This window comes from Hymenobacter sediminicola, assembly GCF_014250515.1.
Classification (GTDB): Bacteria; Bacteroidota; Bacteroidia; order Cytophagales; family Hymenobacteraceae; genus Hymenobacter; species Hymenobacter sediminicola.
Window position 1 is genome coordinate 785,698 of sequence record NZ_CP060202.1, and the last position, 16,819, is coordinate 802,516.

Sequence of the window (16,819 nt, forward strand, 5' to 3'; positions counted from 1 at the left end):
TTTTGTTGTATAGCCGAACTAACATTTTGGATACCTTTGTAGTTGATTCAAAAAAAATCCAGCATCATGGTTGAGACCAAGACCACGGCCTACGTTCCGTATAAAGTAAAAGACATGAGCCTCGCTGAGTGGGGCCGCAAAGAAATTCGTCTGGCGGAGGCTGAAATGCCTGGCCTGATGGCGCTACGCAGCGAGTATGGTAACAGCAAGCCGCTGAAAGGTGCCCGCATTGCTGGCTGCCTGCACATGACCATCCAGACGGCTGTGCTCATCGAGACGCTGCAGGCGTTAGGGGCTGAGGTTACGTGGTCGTCGTGCAACATTTTCTCCACCCAGGACCATGCTGCTGCTGCCATTGCGGCCGCTGGCACACCTGTTTATGCTTGGAAGGAAATGACGGAGTCGGAGTTCGACTGGTGCATCGAGCAGACGCTGTTCTTTGGAGAGGACCGCAAGCCGCTGAACATGATCCTGGACGATGGCGGCGACCTGACCAACATGGTGCTGGACCGTTACCCCGAGCTGGCAGCCGACATCAAAGGCATTTCGGAAGAAACGACCACTGGCGTACTGCGCCTGTTGGAGCGCGCCAAAGCCGGCACGCTGCCTATGCCTGCCTTCAACGTAAACGACTCGGTTACGAAGTCGAAGTTTGACAACAAATACGGCTGCAAAGAGTCGGCAGTAGATGCTATCCGTCGTGCTACCGACGTGATGATGGCCGGTAAAGTTGCTGTTGTAGCTGGCTACGGCGACGTAGGAAAAGGTACGGCTGCTTCGCTGAGCGGTGCCGGTGCCCGCGTTATCGTTACCGAAATCGACCCAATCTGCGCGCTGCAGGCTGCTATGGACGGTTTCGAAGTGAAGAAGATGGAAAACGCCATTCCGCGCGCCGACATCGTCATCACTACCACCGGCAACTGTGACATCATTCGCGAAGAGCATTTCCGCGCCCTGCGCGACAAAGCCATTGTCTGCAACATCGGCCACTTCGACGATGAAATTGACATGGCGTGGCTCAACAAAAACTATGGCCACACTAAAGACACCGTGAAGCCGCAGGTAGATATCTACACCATTGAGGGCAAAGAGGTGATTATCCTCGCCGAAGGCCGTCTCGTGAACTTGGGCTGCGCCACCGGCCACCCCTCATTCGTGATGTCGAACTCGTTCACGAACCAGACGCTGGCCCAGCTTGAGCTGTGGCAGAATGCCGCTGCTTACGAAAACAAAGTTTACACGCTGCCCAAGCACCTCGACGAGAAAGTAGCCCGCCTGCACCTCGCCAAGATTGGGGTGGAGCTAGACGAGTTAACGCCCAAGCAGGCTGACTATATCAAAGTGCCGGTAGAAGGCCCGTTCAAGTCGGACCTGTACCGTTACTAAGCCACACTTTCAGACCAATTCGTTAGATTGTCTGAATAGCAATAAAAAAGGGCTGCCAGCAATGGCAGCCCTTTTTTATTGCTATTACATGTCTATTCTGCTGGTACTGCCACACCCAGGCGGGCACGCACCGCAGGAGCTACTACCTGCCCGAACAACTCAGTGGAGCGTAGCACCGCTTCATGCGGCATACCCTCCAGCATCAGTTGACCGATGAAGCGCGTATTCTGGAAAAGCCCATGCAGGTACACCAGCTTATCGGTGATTTCCTGCGGAGTTCCTACAAACAGCGGCCCTTGCGGACCACGCAGGTAATCGAACTGTTGCCGTGTCATTGGTGGCCAGCCCCGCTCGCGGCCAATACGGTTCATCACCGAGGAATAGGCTGGAAAGAACTCGTCGGCGGCCTGCCGGGAGTTTTCAGCAATATGAAAATGGCAATTCAGGCACAGCGGCAGCGCAGCTGTATAGCCAGCTTGCTGGGCGGCCCGGTGGTGCAGCTCGGCGAAGGATACGTACTGCGCCGGCGCGCCACCCAGGATGGCAATGGTCAGGCCCAACCCCAGCGAGCCAGTCCGGGCAGCCGAAGCCGGTGTGCCACCAACCCCAATCCAGATAGGAAGTTTGGGCTGCAAAGGGCGTGGGTATACGCCTTTGCCCGCAATGCTCGGCCGGAGCTTGCCCTGCCAGGTAATTACCTCCTGCTCGTTGAGTTGCAGCAACAGGCCCAGTTTCTCGGTGAACAGGGCGTCATAGTCGCTTAGGTCCTGCCCAAACAGCGGAAACGACTCAATAAAGGAGCCACGGCCCGCAATTATTTCGGCCCGTCCATTTGAAATCAGGTCCAGTGTAGCAAAGTTCTGGAAGGTCCGTACAGGGTCAGTGGAGCTGAGTACCGTCACAGCGCTGCTGAGTCGCACGCGGCTGGTAACGGCCGCCACAGCCGCCAGCACCATTTCCGGCGACGATACTACATAGTCGGCCCGGTGATGTTCCCCGATGGCCACAACATCCAACCCAGCCTCATCGGCGCGGCGGCCCAATGCCACAAGCTCCTGGGTGCGTTGGGCTGCCGCTGTGTCGCCGCCTGCTACATGGGCCGGTGTTACTTCACCAAAAGAGCTGATGCCAAGTTCCATAATAAGTCGAATGAGGTAGGTACATGAATTGACCCGATAACGCGGCTACCCGGCAAATAGTTTGAACGCCATCAGGCCTCACTTCTTCCTAAGGCCACCAAGTAAGCGCGAGTATGCTCGGCTACCGGCGCTCTGCTACACTGTTCCGGCACCAAACGCAGTACAAGCCAGCCGGTGGCCGTGACGCTCGCAATTACATCTACGGTCAGGCTGGAATAGATACTGCGGCAGCCAGTATCTTGTTTTCTGTACGCGAGCTATCAGTTTACACTTGCTAAAGCGTATGAGCAGCTGCGAATATCCTAGTATTGACGTCCACAGATGTTTCAGGCAGCTTGCCACGCCATCAAAATCCGGATATTTGCCTCGCCTATGCCCACTGTTCCGCTGTCCGTCGTCATCATCACCTTCAACGAAGAAGCTAATATTGCCCGCTGCCTGGAAGCAGTGCGCAGTATTGCCGATGATGTTGTAGTAGTCGACAGCTTCTCTACGGACCGGACTGTAGCTATCTGCGAGGAATTGGGTGCCCGGGTAGTGCAACACGCTTTTGAAGGCTATGTACAGCAAAAAAACTTCGCCACCGCCCAGGCCCACTACGATCATGTGCTACAGCTAGATGCCGACGAAGTCCTGACCGAAGAGCTACGCCAGAGCATCTTGGCCGCTAAAAACAATTGGCAAGGTGCCGGCTATACCCTAGCCCGCCTCACCAACTACTGTGGCTCCTGGGTGCGCCACGGCGGCTGGTATCCCGACCGTAAACTGCGCCTCTATGACCGGCGCCGTGGCCAGTGGGAGGGATTGTTGTTGCACGAGCGGTATGAAATGCAACCCGGGCAGGTCATCGGGGCTCTTCAGGGCGACGCCCTGCACTATTCCTACTACTCCATTGCCCAGCACGTCAGTCAGCTCAACCGTTTTACCAGCATTGCAGCCGACGAATTGTGGCTACGCAATAAACGGCGCGTGACGTGGTTCCATTTATTGCTCAAGCCGTGGTGGAAATTCGTTCATGGCTACTTTCTGCGGCTTGGATTTCTGGATGGATTTGCCGGCCTGAGCATCGCCCTGATTTCGGCCGTGGGGGTGTTTCTTAAATTTGCCAAGCTTAAAACCCGTTCAGCTGCTGCTGAGTAATACTTTCTGGCGGCTTTGGTCAGGTTCTTGTCTGCGTGGCGCTTCACTTAGTTTCGCTACATCCAAGAGCTTGCCGAAGCGGCACGTTGCATGAAGACAATCCTGATAAGCCGTACTGACGCCATTGGAGACGTAGTGCTGACGCTACCGGTTGCCGGGGAGCTGAAGCGCCATTTTCCTGGCTGTCGGGTGCTGCTACTGGGCCGCACCTATACGCAGGCCATTGCCGAAGCCTGCCCCTGGCTCGATGGTTTCCTCAACTACGATGACCTGCAGAAGCTGCCAGTCGCTGAGCAAGTAGCAACACTGCGCCGGCAGCACGCTGATGCCATTGTGCATGTATTCCCCAATAAAACCATTGCCCGCCTGGCCCAACAAGCCGGTATTCCTGTCCGTATCGGAACCCGAAACCGGTGGTTTCATTGGCTGACCTGCAATCGGCTGGTAGCCTTGAGCCGGCGGAACTCTCCGTTGCATGAGGCCCAGTTGAACCTGACGCTGCTCCAGCCGCTACTACCAGATGCGCTTCCGTCTCTGCACGAAGTAACCGCTTTGGTGCGACTCACGCCCCAGGAACCGTTAGCCACTGGCTTGCAGCAGGTGCTGGCTGCCAAGAGGCCCGATCAACTCAACGTGATACTGCACCCACGCAGCCGAGGTAGTGCCCGCGAATGGGGGCTGGAGCATTTCGGTATGCTGGCACGTTTGCTGCACCAGGCTGGCCATCGGGTATTCGTGACGGGTACGGAAGCGGAAGGCCAGGAATTGCAGGTGTGGCTTGCCGAATACCAACCCTATATAACTGCCGAATTAACGGGCCAGTTGACGTTGCGACAACTGCTGGCGTTCATCGGCTCCGCAGATGGGCTGGTGGCGGGCAGCACAGGCCCTTTGCACATGGCGGCCGCTCTCGGGCGCTATACGCTGGGATTGTATCCGCCTATCCGGCCTATGCACCCGGGCCGTTGGGCACCTCTTGGTCCACACGCCGACTATCTGGTGTTTGATAAACCTGCTTGCCAAGACTGCCGTCAGCAACCTGTTGCTTGCACCTGCATCAAAGCAATAGCGCCCCTGGCCGCTCTACAGCGGATAATTGCGTGGAATCCCTCTATCTTGTCCAGCTGAGCCAGCGTCTTTTTTCGATTTATGACTCAATCTGTTGCCTTCTCTTTTTCTCTGCGTCAGCTTTACCACGATGGCCGCCTGTCACAATACCTGCTGTTGCTGGCAAGCGTAGCGGCCGTTATTGGACTGTTTGCGTCGCGGGCAATGGTGTCGCTTAGTCCGGTCGTAGGGTTTCTGGCAGCAATGGCCCAGCCGCAACTAGCTGAGCGCCTACGAACCAGCGTACGTCTGCGTACTTGCTTGGCTATGGGGCTGTTGTACCTGTTTTGGCTTGTGAGTGTGGTATATACCTCTGAGCTGGCCATCTGGCGCCATGAAGTGTACCGCAAACTTCCACTTGTCATTGTGCCTCTGGCATTTGCCGTGGCGGTTCCCCTCAATCTGCGGCAGCGTTTCGGGATTGGTCTGCTGTACGTAGGGCTAGCCACTACATTGGCCCTAGGCACGTTAGGCCGCTACTTGCTCAATCCGGCCGAAGCCAACTACGAAATAAGCATCGGGCACAACGTGCCAGCCATTACGGGTATCTTTCATATTCACTTCAGCATCATGCTGGCATTGGCCTTCTTCTTTGCCTTGCTGATGCGGCGTAGCGCGCTAGCCTCATCGGCTCTGCGGTGGGGGCTGCTGGGCTGTGCTGTGGTGCTGTGCCTGATTATGCACGTGCTAGCTTACCGTACCGGGCTTCTAGTGCTCTACGGCATGCTACTACTGGATGCGGCCTTGCTGATTGTGCTGAAGCGGCGCTTCTTGCTCGGAGCCGTTCTGCTGCTAGGTCTCACAGTACTACCGTTACTTGCCTACTTCACCTTAGAGCCTATTCAGAGGCGTGTAAGCGTTTCTCTGGATGACCTGAACCAGTACAAATCGGGCCGCGACATCAACGACTATTCTATGGCAAAGCGGTTCGCTGCCTGGAAAACTGCTACCATCATTGCCAGCCAGCACCTGCTGGTGGGCGTTGCCCCCGCCGACGTTGACGCGGCCATGATAGACCAATACAGTTATCAGAACTTTGGCTTGTTGCCCAAAAACTGGGTGATGACGCACAATCAGTACTTGGAAGCCATTGTCGGAGGGGGTATTGTCGGCTTGCTGCTCTGGCTTTTGGTATTGTTTGGGCCTTTGCTGCAACCTGCCCTACGCCAAAATCCGTACGTTGTACACTTCCTGCTCATGATGGCCATTGCTAATCTGGTCGATTCGTTGTTACAGATGCAGACCGGTTTCAATATGTTCGTGTTCCTCTACGGCTTTCTGGTCGTCGATACCGAGCGGGCGGCCCGTCTCACGGCAGCCAATAGTGCCGTTTGAGTGCCATAGGATAATCAGTACATTTGTTTACACAGCATTTTTTTTCACCCCGCTGTTATTTGCCGCGCCCCCATATGAGCGACTCTCCCGAACGGGTTCCGAAGCTTAGTAAAGAAGAGAAAGACCGTCGGTTTCAGGCTGAATTAATGCCTGTAATCGATTCTCTGTACAATTTCGCCTTTCGTCTCACCTTGGACGAAGACGACGCCAATGACCTTGTGCAAGAGACTTATCTGAAGGCCTATCGGTTCTTCGAGTACTTCGAGCAGGGAACCAACGCCAAAGCATGGCTGTTTCGCATCCTGAAAAACTCGTTCATCAACGACTTTCGGAAAAAGAGTAAACAACCCGCCAAGGTCGACTACAGCGAAATTGAGGGCTACTACAATTCGGAAGACGTCGAGTCCGACAGTGACGCGGGTGGAACCTCGTCTGATATGCGGCAGCAAGCCGTGCGTGACCTCATCGGCGACGAAGTGGCCAGCGCACTTAACTCACTGCCCGTGGATTTTCGCACCGTCATCATCCTCTGCGACCTAGAAGGGTTCACCTATGAGGAGATGGCCAAAGTGCTGGATATCCCTATCGGTACAGTTCGCTCCCGCTTGCACAGGGCTCGTAATTTCTTGAAGGAAAAACTGGAAAAATATGCCCAGTCAATGGGATATGGCTCCGAAGCCGGTGCTACAGACACCGAGCTGGAAGAAGACGAAAACGAATAACCGTAACGCGTTTCACTTTATCATGGAAAAGACCTCTACTACCCAAATTCCATCTCCCACGCAGCAGGCCTCACCGCCTGCCGCCGACTGTGAACGCGTGAATACGATACTCGACCAGCTTGTAGTGGGGCAGCAACCCACCGTGGAAGACGAAGAATACATCGTTGACCATGCCGATGACTGCTCGCCCTGCTTCGACAGCATTGAAAAGCAGCGTGCCTTTATTGGCTTCCTCATGTCACATGTAGGGCGCAAAGGAGCGCCAAATTCGCTTCCTAACACCATTTTGTCGCGGTTGCAAACGGAAATGGCCTAATTTTGCCCGATGCAGGGTAAAATTATAGCGTTTTCGGCCCCTTCCGGTGCCGGCAAAACCACTATCGTCCACCGCCTGATGGCGGCCATTCCGGACCTGAGCTTTTCCATTTCGGCGTGCACCCGCGACAGACGGGGCCGTACCGAAACAAATGGAAAAGACTATCACTTCATTTCCGTTCAGGAATTCCAGGAGAAAATCCGCCACGATGAGTTTGTGGAATGGGAGGAAGTGTACGAGGGTGCCTTCTACGGCACGCTCAAGTCCGAAATTGAGCGCATTTGGGAGAGCGGCAAGCACGCCGTACTGGATGTAGACGTGAAAGGTGGCCTCAGCATCAAGGAGTTCTATAAGGACCGGGCCTTGGCAGTTTTCGTGAAGCCTCCTTCGTTGGAGGTGTTGGAAAGCCGCCTGCGCCACCGAGCCACCGATTCTGCTTCCAGCATTTCTGCCCGTCTGTACAAGGCCAATTTTGAATTGACCTTTGAAGACCGGTTTGATGTGACGGTCATCAACGATGACCTGGATGAGGCTACCGCGCAGGCTGAAAAGCTAGTGCGGGACTTCATTACGGCGGAGCCAGCTATACTATGATGGAGGCCGCTTCCGGCCACCCAACTAGGGTCGGGCTGCTATTCGGCTCCTTCAATCCCATCCATATTGGCCATTTGATATTGGCCGAGCACATGGCCACGCGCACCAAATTAGATGAGGTGTGGTTTGTCGTGTCGCCGCAGAGCCCTTACAAGGTAGGACAAGAGCTGCTGCCAGAGGCTGCCCGATTGGAACTGGTACAGGCGGCCATTTCTGATAATGAGCAGCTACGCGTGTCAGATGTAGAATTCCATTTGCCTCGTCCCAGCTACACCATTGCTACACTGGACGAGTTGCGTCAGCAGCATCCCGCCATTGCCTTTACCCTTCTCATGGGCAGCGACAATCTGGAGGGGCTGGCCGGCTGGAAGGATGCCGACCGTATACAACAGGAGTTTGACCTATATGTATACCCGCGGCCCGGTCATCCGGTAGATGAACAAGACCTTGGGTCACGTGTGCAGGTAGTTTCTGCTCCTCTACTAGACATATCCGCTACCTTCATTCGGCAAAGTATCCAGGCAGGACAATCCATCCGATATTTGGTGCCCACAGTTGTTGAGTCCTTGATCCGACAGCACCACTACTGGGTTACCTAGAAAGCAAAAACGCCCGCTCAACTTATTGAGCGGGCGTTTTTGCTTTCTAGGTAAGGGCTTAATCAGATGGTCATGATTTCAGATTCCTTCTTGCTCATCAGGCCATCAACCTGCGTGATATAGCTGTCGGTGGCTTTCTGCACCTTGGCTTCCGCATCCTTAATGGCATCTTCGGAGGCACCATCTTTCAACAGCTTCCGCAACGACTCGTTCACGTCCTTGCGGATGCTGCGGATGCGTACTTTGCCTGCTTCAGCCTCGTTTTTTACCTGCTTTACCAGTTCACGGCGTCGCTCTTCCGTCATGGGCGGAATATTCAGCCGTACTCCCTCAGCGTCAGACTGTGGGTTCAGGCCCAGGTCACTATTCTTGATGGCTTTTACTACTTCGGCAATGATATTCTTTTCCCAAGGCTTGATGAAAAGCGTGCGGGCATCGGGAGTCGAAACGTTGGCTACCTGTGAGATAGGCGTGGGAGTACCATAGTAATCAACCCGCAACGAATCGAGCATGGCCGGCGAGGCCTTACCAGCCCGGATACGGCTTAGTTCCAGGTTGGTGTGTTGAAGGGACTTGCCCATCGACTCTTCGGCTTCGCTCAGGTAAAACTGAATTTCCTCGTCCATGTGTGTAAGTGAATTAGAAATTGAAAATCAAAAATCAGGAATGCAGCCGTAAAAGCCAGTTGTTCAGCCTCGACTTACATCTTACCTGATGAATGATTCGGTTATGCTTGCTCAGTGGGAGTGTCTAGGCTAGGTTGCAGGCTGCTCTGCTTAGCATTCAGGGGCTGCGGCTCCGTTACTTTCATCGTAACCAAGGTGCCTACTGTTTCGCCATCAATCAGCCGTTGCAGGTTGCCTGCCTTGTTCATATCAAAAACAATGATCGGCAAGTTGTTTTCCTTGCACAACGTGAAGGCAGTCATGTCCATCACGTTCAGGTTCTTTTCCATCACTTCATCGAAGGTAATGGTTGGATAGCGCACCGCTGATGGGTCTTTCTCGGGGTCGGCAGTATAAATGCCATCCACACGTGTACCTTTCAGCACCACATCCGCCTCAATCTCAATAGCCCGGAGCGAAGCAGCAGAGTCAGTGGTAAAGTAGGGAGAGCCAATGCCGGCCCCAAAAATCACGACGCGTCCTTTCTCAAGGTGGCGTAGTGCCCGTCGCCGGATATACGGCTCACATACCCGTTGAATCGTGACGCCGGATAGCAACCGGGTATTTACATCCAGCTTTTCGAGTGCGCTTTGCAGGGCCATGGAATTAATGACCGTCGCCAGCATGCCCATGTAGTCGCCTTGTACTCGGTCTAGGCCAAACGCTTCGGCCTGAACGCCCCGGAAAATGTTGCCTCCTCCAATTACAACGGCTACCTGAGTGCCCGTTGCAGCTGCTCTCTTGATTTCCTCTGCGTATTGCATCAGCCGGATGGCATCGATGCCGTATTGCTGTTGGCCCATCAGCGCCTCACCGCTGAGCTTGAGCAGAATTCGTTTATACTTCAAAATCGGAGGAATTAAGTGAGAAATCGGAAAGGAGCTGGCAGTTGGAATTGTAATACCTGTACGATAGGGTTGCCCAGTAGATGCACGACTAGCCAGCACGAAACGGTTCTACTACTTAGCAGATACCACCGCCGTAGCAGTTAGGCGAATTGAATTAGCACCTGGCCTTTGTTGACATTGTCGCGGAGCCCGATTTTGATAGCTGCCACCGTTGCGTCACCGGGCGCCTTGAGTATGTTTTCCATCTTCATAGCTTCCAGAACCAGCAGTGGGTCGCCTTTCTGTACTGTCTGGCCCGGCTCTACCCGGATATCCACAATCAGGCCCGGCATGGGAGCTTTCAATTCGTTGACTTTGCTGACGGCGGCATTGCTCATCCCCAGCTTATCAAGCAGCAGATCAAACCGGTCTTTGGCCTGCAACTCCAGCAGCTGACCGTTAATCTTGAATTGAAACGTTTTGGCAGTATAGTCTGCCGATACTATTTCGGCCCCATACGAGCGGCCGTCATGCAGAATATGGAAGCGGCCCGGACCTACTACTGCCAAATCCCACTCAAACGGCTGACCATTGACAGAAACTGCGCCATTGGCACGATAGTCTACATCCCAGAAGTGAGTGGGGCTGGTGCTGACCTGTAGCATAGGGAAGGGGAGGAGTGAGCGGAAATGGGCTTAAAGATAGGCCAATTCTCAAATAATTTCGGAACTTGAGGACCCATATTCCTAGTGTATTTGCGCATGAAATACCCGATTTTCGGTATTCTGAGCCTCGTTCTGGCATGCCAGCTGGAAGCACCAGCTCAGGCGGTTAAGTCTGGTAAGCCCACCAGTAGCAAGGCCGCTACGCACAAAAAAACCGAGCAACCGGACACGCCTCCCGCTGCTACTGTAGGGGTAGTTGTGCCCTCTTGGTTACCACCCACGCATTCGGTAAAGCCGGCCGCCACCATCCTGTATGATCTGCTGGATACCAAGCTCGACGTTCGATTCGACTGGAACAAACAATGGCTGCTCGGAACGGCTGTACTTACGGTTCGTCCGCACTTCTATCCACAAAATCAGCTGCTACTTGATGCCAAAGGCTTTGAGGTGAAAAGTGTGAAGCTGCTCAACGGTAACAAGGAGAAAAACCTCAACTACACCTACGACAAAAAGAAGCTTACCATCAACCTGGACAGAGCCTACTCCCGCACGGAGCCTTGCCAGGTACGCATACAGTATGTAGCCAAGCCCAACGAACTGGAAGCCGGTGGTAGTGCGGCCATCACGCAGGACAAGGGGCTGTACTTTGTAAACCCGCTCGGTACTGATAAAACCAAGCCTCGCCAGATCTGGACGCAGGGTGAGACGGAAGGAAGCTCTTGCTGGTTCCCGACCATCGACAAGCCGAACCAGCGGATGACCCAGGAAATCAGCCTGACAGTAGAAGGAACGCTAAAAACGTTGTCTAACGGTCTGCTGGTTGGTTCCAAGAAAAACAGTGACGGCACTCGCACCGACACTTGGAAGCAGAGCCTGCCACACGCCCCTTACCTAGCTATGCTTGCCGTCGGCAACTTTGCCGTCGTGAGTGACACATGGCGCGGCAAGTCAGTTGAATACTACGTCGATCCGCAATATAGCAGCACCGCCAAAGCAGTATTCGGCAACACGCCCGAAATGCTGGATTTCTTCTCGAAGAAGCTGGGTGTTGATTTTCCATGGGAAAAGTACGCGCAGGTAGCCGTCCACGACTTTGTTTCGGGGGCTATGGAAAACACTACGGCCGTTACGTTCGAGCAAAGCTTGGTGCAGTTCACCGCTCGTGAGCTGCCCGATGTTGGCTACGATGCCGAGTCTACAGTGGCCCACGAATTATTCCACCATTGGTTCGGCGATTATGTCACGAGTGAATCGTGGGCCAACTTGCCCCTGAACGAATCCTTTGCTGATTATTCAGAGCTATTGTGGGCCGAGCACAAATACGGTGCTGATGCGGCGGCGCTGGTGCAGCAGGAGAAAATGGGCCGCTATTTAGAGGAAGCACAGAGCAAGCGTGAACCTTTGATTCGGTACCAGTATGCGCAGAACGAGGACATGTTTGACCGCCATTCCTACGACAAGGGTGGCCGGGTCCTGCATATGCTGCGCAAATACGTAGGGGACGAAGCCTTCTTCACAGCCCTGAACCGCTACTTGACCCAGAACAAATTCTCGGCCTCCGAAATAGCCAAGCTGCGTATTGCCTTCGAAGAAACGACCGGCGAAGACCTGATGTGGTTCTTTGACCAATGGTTTATGAAGCGAGGCCACCCAGAGTTGAAAGTAACTCACAGCTTCGCCAATGGCCAGGTAAGTCTACGTGTGCAACAGCTGCAAGACTCCACTTTCACCCCAATCTATCGGCTCCCGGTAGGAGTAACGGTGTGGGCCAATAACCAACCAACGGAACACCGCATCGTCATTACCAGAGCCGATCAAACCTTTCGGCTGCCTTCCTCCCAACGCCCTGCTCTGGTAAAGTTTGATAGCGACGCCCAACTGCTGGCTGAAATAGAAGAGGAACGGAGCCAGGAAGAACTTCTCTACCAGTTCAGTCACGCGCGCAACTACCTGCAGAAATACGAAGCCATTGACCGGCTTCGTACCAAAGGCGCCGACTTGGCAGTCAGCAGTATGCTACGAGCCGCTCTGAACGATAATTTCTGGGCTGTGCGTCAAACGGCAGTAGAAGCGCTGCGCCGCTATAAAGGGCCGGAGGGGGAGTCCGTCCGTAAGGAACTGCAGCGGGTAGCCGCCTCAGACAAAAAAAGCCAGGTTCGAGCCACTGCTCTTACAACGCTGTCTGCTTTCACGAATGAGAACTATAGCAGCCTCTACCTAACGGCGCTCAATGACAGTTCCTACAAAGTAGTTGGCGCAGCTATTCAGGCGCTGGCCAAAACCCCTACCGCCGATTCACAAGAGAAAATAACGGCTTTGCAGGAAACCAAGAGCCAAGAAGTGCTCAGTGCTATTTCTGCCTACTTTTCCTTGAATGGTAGCAGTACTGAGCAGTACCAATGGTTTTTGCGCCGGCTACCCGATGTAAGCGAGGCGGATCTGTATCGGAGCTATCTACCCAACTTTGCGACATTCATGCTCCGCATACCTCCCATAGAGCGGGAGAAAGGAATCCAGAAGCTGGAAAGTCTGGCTCGCAATGCCCCCAACAGTATCGTGCGATTGGGTGCCTACCGCGGCTTAAGTATTTTGGCTACCGGCATGCCTACTATCAAAACGGTTATGCAGGATATTCGCAGCAAGGAAAAAGATGAGCAGGTGAAGGCCTACTATGCGCTGATGCAATAGAAGCACGATAAATAATTCGCAACTATCTGTAGCTGCTCCTGTATGCTTTTACGCTAAGTAGTCAGTGGGTTAACTGTAGAAGTGCGAGGCATATCGAATCTAGTAACAAAAAATATTGAGCGTTTTTCAGCCTAGCGCTTGACTTGCATCGGAAAGCCACTAATTTTGCAACTCAATTCGACACAAGGGCTGCTCAGCAGGCCAGTTTTGAAGAGAGAAATTCTCTGCAGATGGCAGAGAAGTGCAACTGGGGGCGTCGCATAGCGGCAATTGCGGGTGACTGTAACTCACCTCCTTCGGGTTCAAAGGTTCGAGTCCTTTCGCCCCCACATTTATGCGTAACGACGGTAGCGAAATAGTCGCCACTTTCGTTATTCGCACACGCGGGAGTAGCTCAGTTGGTAGAGCGGCAGCCTTCCAAGCTGCAGGTCGCGGGTTCGAACCTCGTCTCCCGCTCAGTACAGTGAAGAAAAGGTAGAAGCTAAACTATCCGCTATTCGTTGTAACTTTGCCAAACAAAACCAGCCGTTTTAGCTCAGTGGTAGAGCACTTCCTTGGTAAGGAAGAGGTCATGGGTTCAAATCCCATAAATGGCTCACATTATACCCGATGGTGCAGCACGGCTGCTCTGTTTGGAACAGTCTGAAAAGAAAAGCGACGTGCAGTCCCCACTAAGCGGAGCTGCGTTTCGCTTTCTTTCAGTATAAGCACGTCGCGTTTTCCTCTTCACAACAAAGTTCCTTTAATCTCCTTTACAATGGCCAAAGAAAATTTTGATCGTTCCAAGCCGCACGTGAACATCGGTACGATCGGGCACGTCGACCACGGCAAAACCACCCTGACCGCTGCTATCACGATGGTACTGGCGAACAAAGGTTTGGCCGCCAAGCGTGACTTCTCGTCGATCGACAACGCTCCTGAAGAAAAAGAGCGTGGTATCACGATCAACACGTCGCACGTTGAGTACGCTACCGAAAACCGTCACTACGCTCACGTTGACTGCCCAGGTCACGCTGACTATGTGAAGAACATGGTAACGGGTGCTGCCCAGATGGACGGCGCTATCCTTGTGGTAGCTGCTACCGACGGCCCAATGCCCCAGACCCGTGAGCACATCCTGCTGGCTCGCCAGGTAGGTGTTCCTCAACTGGTAGTGTTCATGAACAAAGTGGACATGGTGGATGACCCCGAGCTGCTCGAGCTCGTGGAAATGGAAATCCGCGAACTGCTCTCGTTCTACGATTTCGACGGCGACAACATTCCAGTTATTCAGGGCTCGGCTCTGGGTGGCCTGAACGGCGACGCTGCTTGGGTTCCCAAGATCGAAGAGCTGATGGCTGCTGTTGACAGCTACATTCCGATTCCTGCTCGTCTGACCGACCTGCCCTTCCTGATGCCAGTAGAGGACGTATTCTCTATCACGGGTCGTGGAACGGTTGCTACCGGCCGTATCGAGCGTGGTATCATCAACTCGGGTGAGCAAGTTGAAATCCTCGGTATGGGTGCTGAAAACCTCAAGTCGACCGTAACTGGCGTTGAGATGTTCCGCAAAATCCTTGACCGTGGTGAAGCTGGTGACAACGTAGGTCTGCTGCTCCGTGGTATTGAAAAAGAAGCCATACGTCGTGGTATGGTTATCTGCAAGCCCGGTTCCGTTAAGCCTCACACCAAGTTCAAAGCTGAGGTGTACGTGCTGTCGAAAGAAGAAGGTGGCCGTCACACGCCGTTCTTCAACAACTACCGTCCTCAGTTCTATTTCCGCACCACCGACGTAACCGGCATCATCTCGCTGGGCGAAGGCGTGGAAATGGTAATGCCTGGTGACAACGTGACCATCTCGGTTGAGTTGATCAACTCGGTAGCTATGGAAAAAGGTCTGCGTTTCGCTATCCGCGAAGGTGGCCGTACCGTAGGTGCAGGTCAGGTAACTGAAATCACCGAATAGTTTCCCTAGTTTCTAGGTAATCAATACAATCCGCTCTCGATTTTTTCGGGGGCGGATTTGTTTTGTAAATAGAGTTCCATACATTTGCAGTCCCAATACAGCACCTCGCTGGTTTGGAGCGCATACACGGGCGTAGTTCAAGGGTAGAATAGAGGTCTCCAAAACCTTTGATGGGAGTTCGAATCTCTCCGCCCGTGCTTTAAAGTAAGTTGCTCAACCCGCAGCTTGCGTGAAATCAGAAGCCAATTATCAGGCGACGACAATGGATAAGAAACCGAATTACTTCCGCGACACCGTCGAGGAGATGCGCTACAAGGTAACGTGGCCTTCTCTCGAGGAACTCCAGAAGAGTGCCGGCTTGGTGCTCATTGGCTCGTTGGTATTCGCTGCTGTTGTTGGTCTGATGGACGTTGTGTTCAAAACAGGTCTAGAGGCGTTCTACAACTCATTCCATTAATCCGTAGCGAAGATGGGAGAGCTGAAGTGGTATGTGGTTCGTTCGGTGAGCGGACAAGAGAAAAAGGCCAAAACCTATCTCGAAACTGAAATCGGTCGTCACGGCCTGTCGGATTTGGTTCCGCAGGTATTGATTCCGGCTGAGAAGGTGTATGAGATGCGCAATGGCAAGAAGCGTGTGCGTGAACGGAACCTGTATCCAGGTTACATTATTATCCATGCTGACCTGACGCACGGCGAGGTAGACCACATTATCACTAGCACGCCCGGAGTATTGGGCTTCCTGAGTGATAAAGAGGGAAAGGCTGCCAACCAGAACACAAAGCCTATTCCTCTGCGTCTTTCTGAGGTAAATAACATCCTCGGTATTGTAGACGAAGCAGAAGAGCAGACAGCCACGCTGGAAACTCCCTTTGTAGCCGGTGAACTGGTGAAAATCGTGGATGGTGGCTTTGCTGGAATGCTTGGTACTGTTTCTGAAGTTTTCGAGGAGCGGAAGAAGCTCAACGTAATTGTTAAAATATTCGGCCGTAGCACTCCAATGGAGTTGAGCTACACACAGGTTGAAAAAGAATCATAGTAGAAAGTAAAATTGAGAGCTTAGCGCTCAGACGGCTAGTAAGTCTGGACGCTAAGCTCTCAATTCTACTCTCACAGCCAGAAAACGTCGTCGGTTATCGGCTCCGGACCGGCGGTGCTTCCACTCGGAGCAGTAAACTAAAACTGAGGATTTTGCGGGTTACGCCGTGACGTCCGAAGCCTTACAAACCAAATGGCCAAGGAAATTAGAGGTTATCTGAAGCTTCAGATAAAGGGAGGTGCCGCGAATCCCGCGCCACCGGTTGGACCTGCACTTGGTAGCAAAGGCCTTAACATCATGGAGTTTTGCAAGCAGTTCAATGCTCGCACCCAAGATAAGGCCGGCCAAGTTTGTCCTGTACTCATCACCATGTACACCGATAAGTCGTTTGACTTTGTGGTGAAGACTCCTCCGGTGCCGGTGCTCCTCATGGATGCTGCCAAGCTCCAGAGCGGTTCGAAAGAGCCGAACCGTAATAAGGTAGGGTCGGTATCATGGGACCAAGTGCGTACTATCGCCGAGACGAAAATGCCGGACCTCAATGCCTTCAAGGTAGAGTCGGCAATGAAGCAGGTGGCTGGTACGGCTCGCAGCATGGGCATCACCATCTCGGGTACTTCTCCCTTTGCTGAATAATCTAACGACGGAGAAGACA

The 16,819-nt window shown here is 53.4% G+C and carries 17 protein-coding genes and 4 tRNA genes; 17 read left to right on the top strand and 4 right to left on the bottom strand.

The features are described from left to right. The first annotated feature begins 66 nt into the window (after positions 1–66). The gene (gene ahcY / locus H4317_RS03310) at positions 67–1,386 is read left to right on the top strand and encodes an adenosylhomocysteinase (protein WP_185888764.1); all 1,320 of its coding nucleotides are present in this window, start codon (positions 67–69) and stop codon (positions 1,384–1,386) included. 92 nt (positions 1,387–1,478) lie between these two features. On the opposite strand, the gene H4317_RS03315 is transcribed toward ahcY, so the two are convergent. Next, a complete protein-coding gene (locus tag H4317_RS03315; protein ID WP_185888765.1) occupies positions 1,479–2,525 on the bottom strand; it encodes an LLM class flavin-dependent oxidoreductase in 1,047 nt (348 codons plus the stop codon). Positions 2,526–2,897: 372 nt separating this feature from the next. Here H4317_RS03315 and H4317_RS03320 point away from each other — a divergent pair, with 372 nt between their 5' ends. The 7 genes from H4317_RS03320 (at position 2,898) to nadD (ending at position 8,338) form a co-directional block, all read left to right on the top strand. Then, the gene (locus H4317_RS03320; RefSeq protein WP_185888766.1) at positions 2,898–3,665 is read left to right on the top strand and encodes a glycosyltransferase family 2 protein; all 768 of its coding nucleotides are present in this window, start codon (positions 2,898–2,900) and stop codon (positions 3,663–3,665) included. A 90-nt stretch (positions 3,666–3,755) separates the two neighbouring features. Continuing rightward, on the top strand, positions 3,756–4,793 hold the full coding sequence (locus H4317_RS03325; protein ID WP_185888767.1) for a glycosyltransferase family 9 protein: 1,038 nt from the start codon (positions 3,756–3,758) through the stop codon (positions 4,791–4,793). Positions 4,794–4,814: 21 nt separating this feature from the next. Further along, positions 4,815–6,107, top strand: coding sequence for an O-antigen ligase family protein (locus H4317_RS03330; RefSeq protein ID WP_185888768.1), 1,293 nt, complete (start codon positions 4,815–4,817; stop codon positions 6,105–6,107). Between the two features lie 74 nt (positions 6,108–6,181). Next, complete coding sequence (locus H4317_RS03335) at positions 6,182–6,829, top strand: sigma-70 family RNA polymerase sigma factor (RefSeq protein WP_185888769.1); 648 nt, start codon at positions 6,182–6,184, stop codon at positions 6,827–6,829. Between the two features lie 22 nt (positions 6,830–6,851). Continuing rightward, entirely contained in the window at positions 6,852–7,145 is a 294-nt protein-coding gene (locus H4317_RS03340) for a hypothetical protein (RefSeq protein ID WP_185888770.1), read from the top strand. Positions 7,146–7,154: 9 nt separating this feature from the next. Further along, positions 7,155–7,739, top strand: coding sequence for a guanylate kinase (gene gmk, locus H4317_RS03345; protein WP_185888771.1), 585 nt, complete (start codon positions 7,155–7,157; stop codon positions 7,737–7,739). Continuing rightward, positions 7,736–8,338, top strand: a complete 603-nt coding sequence (gene nadD, locus H4317_RS03350) for a nicotinate (nicotinamide) nucleotide adenylyltransferase (RefSeq protein ID WP_260625802.1) — start codon at positions 7,736–7,738, stop codon at positions 8,336–8,338. Before gmk ends, nadD begins: the two co-directional genes overlap by 4 nt. A gap of 62 nt (positions 8,339–8,400) precedes the next feature. On the opposite strand, the gene frr is transcribed toward nadD, so the two are convergent. The 3 genes from frr to H4317_RS03365 all read right to left on the bottom strand — a co-directional run bounded on the left by frr (position 8,401) and on the right by H4317_RS03365 (position 10,495). Further along, complete coding sequence (gene frr / locus H4317_RS03355; protein ID WP_185888772.1) at positions 8,401–8,964, bottom strand: ribosome recycling factor; 564 nt, start codon at positions 8,962–8,964, stop codon at positions 8,401–8,403. Between the two features lie 101 nt (positions 8,965–9,065). Next, a complete protein-coding gene (gene pyrH / locus H4317_RS03360; RefSeq protein ID WP_260625803.1) occupies positions 9,066–9,851 on the bottom strand; it encodes a UMP kinase in 786 nt (261 codons plus the stop codon). Between the two features lie 140 nt (positions 9,852–9,991). Then, entirely contained in the window at positions 9,992–10,495 is a 504-nt protein-coding gene (locus H4317_RS03365; protein ID WP_185888773.1) for an acyl-CoA carboxylase biotin carboxyl carrier protein subunit, read from the bottom strand. A 96-nt stretch (positions 10,496–10,591) separates the two neighbouring features. Between H4317_RS03365 and H4317_RS03370 the strand changes: the two genes are divergently transcribed. From H4317_RS03370 to rplK, 9 genes are all read left to right on the top strand, one after another. Next, positions 10,592–13,183: a M1 family metallopeptidase gene (locus H4317_RS03370; protein WP_185888774.1), complete on the top strand. Its 2,592-nt coding sequence runs from the start codon at positions 10,592–10,594 to the stop codon at positions 13,181–13,183. 249 nt (positions 13,184–13,432) lie between these two features. Then, positions 13,433–13,512: transfer RNA gene (locus H4317_RS03375), tRNA-Tyr, on the top strand. Between the two features lie 54 nt (positions 13,513–13,566). After that, a tRNA-Gly gene (locus tag H4317_RS03380) sits at positions 13,567–13,639 on the top strand. A gap of 68 nt (positions 13,640–13,707) precedes the next feature. Then, positions 13,708–13,779 (top strand) — tRNA-Thr (locus H4317_RS03385). A 161-nt stretch (positions 13,780–13,940) separates the two neighbouring features. Then, on the top strand, positions 13,941–15,128 hold the full coding sequence (tuf, locus tag H4317_RS03390) for an elongation factor Tu (protein ID WP_185888775.1): 1,188 nt from the start codon (positions 13,941–13,943) through the stop codon (positions 15,126–15,128). Positions 15,129–15,254: 126 nt separating this feature from the next. Next, a tRNA-Trp gene (locus tag H4317_RS03395) sits at positions 15,255–15,325 on the top strand. Between the two features lie 65 nt (positions 15,326–15,390). After that, on the top strand, positions 15,391–15,585 hold the full coding sequence (gene secE, locus H4317_RS03400) for a preprotein translocase subunit SecE (protein WP_185888776.1): 195 nt from the start codon (positions 15,391–15,393) through the stop codon (positions 15,583–15,585). A 12-nt stretch (positions 15,586–15,597) separates the two neighbouring features. After that, entirely contained in the window at positions 15,598–16,164 is a 567-nt protein-coding gene (gene nusG / locus H4317_RS03405; RefSeq protein WP_073281268.1) for a transcription termination/antitermination protein NusG, read from the top strand. 192 nt (positions 16,165–16,356) lie between these two features. Further along, a complete protein-coding gene (rplK, locus tag H4317_RS03410) occupies positions 16,357–16,800 on the top strand; it encodes a 50S ribosomal protein L11 (RefSeq protein WP_045688441.1) in 444 nt (147 codons plus the stop codon). Positions 16,801–16,819 lie beyond the last annotated feature (19 nt).